General features: G+C 59.9%; 8 protein-coding genes. 1 reads left to right on the top strand and 7 read right to left on the bottom strand.

Annotated elements, in window-relative coordinates:
- A partial coding sequence (locus QD409_RS26960) for a transposase (RefSeq protein ID WP_430764040.1) occupies nucleotides 1–173 on the top strand: 173 nt, incomplete at its 5' end.
- A gap of 61 nt (nucleotides 174–234) precedes the next feature.
- On the opposite strand, the gene ureG is transcribed toward QD409_RS26960, so the two are convergent.
- From ureG to QD409_RS26925, 7 genes are all read right to left on the bottom strand, one after another.
- A complete protein-coding gene (ureG, locus tag QD409_RS26955; protein WP_092853482.1) occupies nucleotides 235–846 on the bottom strand; it encodes an urease accessory protein UreG in 612 nt (203 codons plus the stop codon).
- A 106-nt stretch (nucleotides 847–952) separates the two neighbouring features.
- Nucleotides 953–1,624 carry an urease accessory protein UreF gene (locus QD409_RS26950; protein ID WP_092853480.1) on the bottom strand — a complete coding sequence of 224 codons (672 nt, stop codon included), beginning with the start codon at nucleotides 1,622–1,624 and terminating at the stop codon, nucleotides 953–955.
- A gap of 21 nt (nucleotides 1,625–1,645) precedes the next feature.
- The gene (gene ureE, locus QD409_RS26945; protein ID WP_092853635.1) at nucleotides 1,646–2,143 is read right to left on the bottom strand and encodes an urease accessory protein UreE; all 498 of its coding nucleotides are present in this window, start codon (nucleotides 2,141–2,143) and stop codon (nucleotides 1,646–1,648) included.
- Nucleotides 2,144–2,221: 78 nt separating this feature from the next.
- Entirely contained in the window at nucleotides 2,222–3,082 is an 861-nt protein-coding gene (locus QD409_RS26940; RefSeq protein ID WP_092853478.1) for a GGDEF domain-containing protein, read from the bottom strand.
- 272 nt (nucleotides 3,083–3,354) lie between these two features.
- Complete coding sequence (gene ureC / locus QD409_RS26935; RefSeq protein ID WP_092855985.1) at nucleotides 3,355–5,067, bottom strand: urease subunit alpha; 1,713 nt, start codon at nucleotides 5,065–5,067, stop codon at nucleotides 3,355–3,357.
- A gap of 3 nt (nucleotides 5,068–5,070) precedes the next feature.
- Complete coding sequence (locus QD409_RS26930) at nucleotides 5,071–5,694, bottom strand: Urease operon accessory protein (RefSeq protein WP_092855989.1); 624 nt, start codon at nucleotides 5,692–5,694, stop codon at nucleotides 5,071–5,073.
- Between the two features lie 20 nt (nucleotides 5,695–5,714).
- Nucleotides 5,715–6,149: a lysozyme inhibitor LprI family protein gene (locus tag QD409_RS26925; protein WP_092855983.1), complete on the bottom strand. Its 435-nt coding sequence runs from the start codon at nucleotides 6,147–6,149 to the stop codon at nucleotides 5,715–5,717.
- Nucleotides 6,150–6,162 lie beyond the last annotated feature (13 nt).

Below are 6,162 nucleotides of genomic sequence, written 5' to 3'. Positions count from 1 at the left end.
TGATGCGAAAGCGTCGATGCACCGCAGAACATCCGTTCGGCACCATCAAACGGATGATGGCAGGCGGACGTTTCCTGACCAGAAACCTCAAGGGCACCAGAACCGAAATGGCCCTCTCGGTGCTCGCCTACAACATCAGGCGCACCATAAACATAACATCAAAACCCGCATAGACCCAGAAACCAAAAGAGGCCCCGGTCAAACCGGAGCCTCCAAACGTTTCCACACAGGCTGTCACAGGCCGCCCTGTTCCTTTAGGAAATCGACGATCTTGCTGACGCCCTCGCCCCGCTTCATGTCGGAAAAGACGAAGGGACGAGCCTGACGCATCCTCGTCGCATCCCGATCCATCACGTCGAGATCTACCTCGACGAAAGGCGCCAGATCTTTCTTGTTGATGACGAGAAGGTCCGATTTGGTGATGCCGGGACCGCCCTTGCGCGGGATTTCCTCTCCCTGGCACACCGAGATGACATAGATGGTGATATCGGCAAGATCCGGCGAAAAAGTCGCCGCCAGATTGTCGCCGCCGGATTCTATGAAGACCACGTCGAGATCGGGGAGCCGCTCGTTAAGGCCGGCGATGGCCTGCAGGTTGATCGTCGCATCCTCGCGGATGGCAGTGTGCGGGCAACCGCCGGTTTCGACGCCGACGATGCGATCCGACGTCAACGCCTGCATCCGCACCAGCGCCTCCGCATCCTCCGTCGTATAGATGTCGTTAGTGACGACGGCGACGGAATAATCGTCGCGCATCGCCTTGCACAGCTTTTCCGTCAACGCCGTCTTGCCCGAGCCGACGGGCCCGCCGATGCCGACGCGCAAAGGTCCATTTCTCGATTTCATAGTCGCAACTCCGGTAAAATAGCAGGATAGCGAAGCATCCGCCTGTCGCACAGCGGCGAATGACGTAGGATGAACCTCGGCAGTGGAATTTTCTTCAGGCCGCGCATCACGAACGAAAAAGCCGCGTCCTCTGGGTTTCGTGGCGCAGGCTCGCAATATCGGCCTGCACTGCCGCCGCGCCGAGATCGTCAAGATCGGATTTCGCCGCGCGCGTCGCCACTTCAGCAATGATATCCTCCAGGGCCGCAAGGATGGCGACCCCATCCTTCTGCCCGGTCACGCCGAGCCGGATGCCGGCCGACAGCATCTGCGATGCAAGGGCATGCAGGAAGGCGGCAAGCGTCTTCTGGAGAGGAATATCATGCGCGCGAGCAACGGCGCCGACCGCAATGGGATAGGCAACCTTTGCCGGCAGCATCGAAAAGATCTCGTGCGGCCAGGCACTGGCGGCCGACAGGAAGGCTTCGCCAAGCAGCATGGTTTCGGTGTGGCGCTCCTTCGAGCCCGCCAGCGCCTCGCCGAGTTCCGCCACGGCTGCGAGCCGCGGCGCATCTTCTCCCGCATGGTGCCCTTCCGCCAGCAAAACGGCATCGTTCCAGGCGGCGCCGTGCTGGATCAGGGTCGCGATCCAGTCCCGCAGGCTCCTGTCGTCATGAATTAGCCCATCGTGAACGGCCCGTTCAAGGCCGCCCGAATAGGCAAAGGATCCCACCGGGAAGGCCGGCGACAGCCAGGCCATCAGCCGCAACAAAGCCAGAAGGTCGCGATCGTCCGTCATCGCCGTGTCAGCCGTCTGCGCTCAATCATGCGAATGATGATCGTGCCCATGATCGTGTTGGTGGCCGTGCCCTTGCGAATGGCTGCCATGGGAATGATAGGCACCCCGCGCGGGCTGGAAAGGCTCGCTCACCTCGGCGACTGTCGCGCCGAGCCCTTCGAGCATTGAGCGGATCACGTGATCGCGCAGGATGAGGATGCGCTCTTCCTCGATCTGCGCCGAAAGATGGCGATTGCCGAGATGCCACGCAAGCTCGACCAGATGCCTGCGATCGCGTGGCTTGATCTCGAATAGCTTTTCGTCCGCGGCAACGATCTCGATCAACTCGCCGTCCTCGCGCACCAGCAGATCGCCATTGGCAAACAGCACCGGCTCCTTCAGGTCGAGCATGACCATTTCGCCATTTTCGAGATGCAGCAGCTTGCGGCGCAAGTGCCTGAGATCATGCGGCAGGACGACGCGATCGATCGGATTGGAAGACGGGGTGCCGGCCGGCAGGTAGGAGGTGACGCGTTGCATGGCGGATCCAAATTGAAGCTCTGCCGAAGCATGCAGAATAGTCGCCGCCCGCGCAAGCGCCAATGCCGTTCGGCGGCGCTACATGCGATACACGTAGCGCTGCAATTCCATGAGGGCCGGCAGGGCTTCCTCTTCCTGCTCGGTGGTATAGCGGCGCCAGACCTGAGACAGGCGTTCGCGCTCGTGGACGACGCGATTGCGGCCAAGCGTCTTGGCCAGATAGAGCGCCTTGTCGGCCGCGGCATAGACGCCTTCCGTCTTGCGATCCTTGCCCATGTCGGCAATTCCGGCGGAGACGGTAATCTTGACCGAGCCGCCGTCGATAGCGATCGAATGATTGGCTACCTGCTCCTTGACAGCTTCGATGCGGGCGATGCGTTCATCGATATCGCCACCATGAATAATGGCGCCAAATTCCTCGCCGCCGAGTCGGGCGATCATGTCCTCACCCGTGAAGACACGCCCCAATATCTGCGATACAGCAACGATCACGGCATCGCCGGATGCGTGGCCGAAGCGATCATTGATCGTCTTGAAGCGATCGACGTCAAAGATCACCAGCGAGGCGCCATGCCCCGCCTCTTTCAATGCTTCCGTAAAGGCGCGACGATTGAGCAGGCCGGAGAGCCCATCGGTGCGGCTCAACCGTTCGAACTCGGCACGGGAAACGGCGAGCTTGTGAATCGAGAAACCGGCCAATATCGCCAGCACACCGGAAACGGTGCCGCCGATGATCCAGGCCAAGAGAACACCGAAGCGCATCACCTCCATGATCGGCAATGGCAGGAGATCAAGCCATTGCAAAACGGGAAGCATCACGATCATGATCGCAAGCGACATGATGACAGCTGCAAAACTCATCTTAAGCGCGAAAATATAAATCGCACGCTTCTGCTGAAAATTGCCGACTTCGGCTTGCAGCGAAATCCATTGTTTCATGCGATTCACCTTCCTCTGCCACCGTTTCAGTCATGTGAGATAGAGGTGAAGGCGCTTCCAGGTCTTTAATGGAATCATTAAAATGCCCGGCATTTCCCAACTTGTGAACAATCTCTGATAGCCAGTAGCGCTCCTTCCTCTGTAAACCGGAAGGCGAAGCGCGGATCTGCTTCCACAAGCCTATGATAATGCTGGCTTAACCGCAAAAAACCAGAAGGGCCCCGGAAACCGGGGCCTTGCCGCTTGCCATTGGTAACGCTTCGAAGTGCTTCTCAGAAAAGGAAATAGCGCTGCGCCATCGGCAGCACCGTCGCCGGTTCACAGGTGAGAAGCTCGCCATCCGCGCGCACTTCGTAAGTCTCCGGGTCCACCTCGATATGAGGGGTGAGGCTGTTATGAATCATCGATGCCTTTGAGATGCCGCCGCGCGTATTCCTGACCGGCAGCAGCGCCTTGGCGATGCCGAGCTTGCCGGCAAGCCCAGCATCGAACGCAGCCTGGGAAACGAAGGTCACCGAGGAGTTTGTGCGATTCTTGCCGAAGGCGCCAAACATCGGGCGATAGTGCATCGGCTGTGGCGTCGGGATGGAGGCATTGGGGTCGCCCATCGGCGCCGCCGCTATCGAGCCGCCAAGCAGAACCATCTCGGGCTTCACGCCAAAAAAGGCCGGGCTCCAGATCACCAGATCGGCACGCTTGCCGATCTCGATAGACCCGACCTCGTGGCTGACGCCATGGGCAATGGCAGGGTTGATCGTATATTTGGCGATATAGCGCTTCACGCGGAAATTGTCGTTGTCGCCGGTCTCCTGGGCCAGTCGGCCACGCTGGCGCTTCATCTTGTCGGCGGTCTGCCAGGTGCGGATAGCCACTTCGCCGACGCGTCCCATGGCCTGGCTGTCGGATGAAATGATCGAGAAAGCGCCGATATCGTGCAGAATATCCTCGGCCGCGATCGTTTCCTTGCGGATGCGGCTTTCGGCAAAAGCAATGTCTTCCGGGATCGAAGACGACAGGTGATGGCAGACCATCAGCATGTCGAGATGTTCGGCGATCGTGTTAACCGTATAAGGCCGCGTCGGATTGGTCGATGATGGAATGACATTCGACTGGCCGCAGATCTTAATGATATCAGGCGCATGGCCCCCACCCGCACCTTCCGTGTGGAAAGCATGGATCGTACGACCCTTGATGGCACCGATCGTATCCTCGACGAAGCCGCTTTCATTCAACGTATCCGTGTGGATCATCACCTGCACATCATAGGCGTCGGCCACGCTGAGGCAGCAGTCGATCGCCGCCGGCGTCGTACCCCAGTCCTCATGCAGCTTCAGCGAGCAGGCGCCGCCGAGCACCATCTCTTCCAGCGCCGCCGGCAGCGAGGCGTTGCCCTTGCCGGAAAGGCCGATATTCATCGGAAAAGCATCGAAGGATTCGATCATACGCGCCAGATGCCATGGTCCCGGCGTACAGGTGGTCGCAAGCGTTCCATGCGCCGGTCCGGTGCCGCCGCCAAGCATGGTGGTGATGCCCGACATCAGCGCTTCCTCGATCTGCTGCGGGCAGATGAAGTGGATATGGCTGTCCATGCCGCCGGCGGTGACGATCTTGCCCTCGCCTGCGATGATTTCCGTGCCCGGCCCGACGATGATGTCGACATCAGGCTGCATATCCGGATTGCCGGCCTTGCCGATCGCGACGATGCGGCCGTCCTTCAGGCCGATATCCGCCTTTACGATCCCCCAATGATCGAGGATCAGCGCATTGGTGATGACGGTATCGACGGCACCGTTCGCCCGCGTCACCTGGCTCTGCCCCATCCCGTCGCGAATGACCTTGCCGCCGCCAAACTTCACTTCTTCGCCATAGGTGGTGAGATCTTTCTCCACTTCGATGAACAGTTCGGTATCGGCGAGCCGCACCTTGTCGCCGACGGTGGGACCGAACATGTTGGCATAGGCAGCGCGGGAAATCCTGTAAGGCATGAATCAGTCTCCTTGGGAGGCAGAGATGAGGTTCGTATCGACAAGGCGCGTCAGGCGGCCGAGGGAGACATAGCCGTCGACAAGCAACTTCTCGGCGGCAAAGGGATGCTCGCTCCAACCTGTATGGCTGAAGCCGGTAATGGCGACATCGTCGTCGGGATAGCGGGCCAGCACCTCGGCAATCACGATCATTCCGCTGCTCGGCACCACATAGGAGCCGGGCTCATAGGCGGAGAGCGCCGTATCAACGCCGTCGTGGACGGATTGATCGATCACGACATGCCGCTTGCCGGTGGCTTTGCAAAAGGCGGTGAACTGATCGGTGTAATCGTCGCAGAAGTCATCGAGCTCCGGGTGCGAGATCGCCAAGGGCGCACGCAGCGCAGCGAACTTGCGGGGATCCCGCACGCTCCAGATTTCCGAAGCTGAGGCAACGGCAGGGCTCTTTCGCCACTCTGCCGAGCCGAGCATGGCGCGCGCCGGCCGGCCGGTATTGCAGACCGCAACGACATCGGTCCGGCGGCCGCCTGCCCCCATCGAACGGCAATCGTTGAAGCGGATCACTAGGTCGGCGGCATCGATCGCCGCCGCCGCTCCTACCGCGATCTCGCCATTGCCGACGATCATCACTTTGCGCCTGTTGCTCACTAATTGCCTCCGAGCCCGTCGGCGAGCTCTTTCAATTCCTTGGTCCGCTTCTTGGTCAAATCCGCCTTGCAGCCGGAAATCAGCATGGGCTCCATCGAGCCGCCTCGTGCCTGAAACCCTTGCGCCTCACATTCGCCGTCGCGATAGTCCACCCAGGCGCGCTGCGCCTTGACGAGCGCCTTGTCCGCACCCTTCATGTCGTTGTCGAGATCCGCATCGATGGCGACCATCGCTGCCCGGGTTTTCTTGTATTGTACATTCAGCGCTTTATCGGCCGTATCGAAATCGAGCGCGGCGCAAATGTTCAAATCCGTCTGCGCCTCGGCCTTGGCGCAATCGATCTTCGGTTCATCCGGATTGTTCTGTGCAAAAGCAGGACCGCAGATCAGGGTTGCGGCAAGAGCTGCAGCAGGCAAAAGCAATTTCAGCGACATCAAATTCCCCTAA

Source organism: Rhizobium sp. BR 315, from assembly GCF_050577975.1.
Lineage (GTDB): Bacteria > Pseudomonadota > Alphaproteobacteria > Rhizobiales > Rhizobiaceae > Rhizobium > Rhizobium miluonense.
This window is presented reverse-complemented; position numbering and strand designations above follow the sequence as displayed.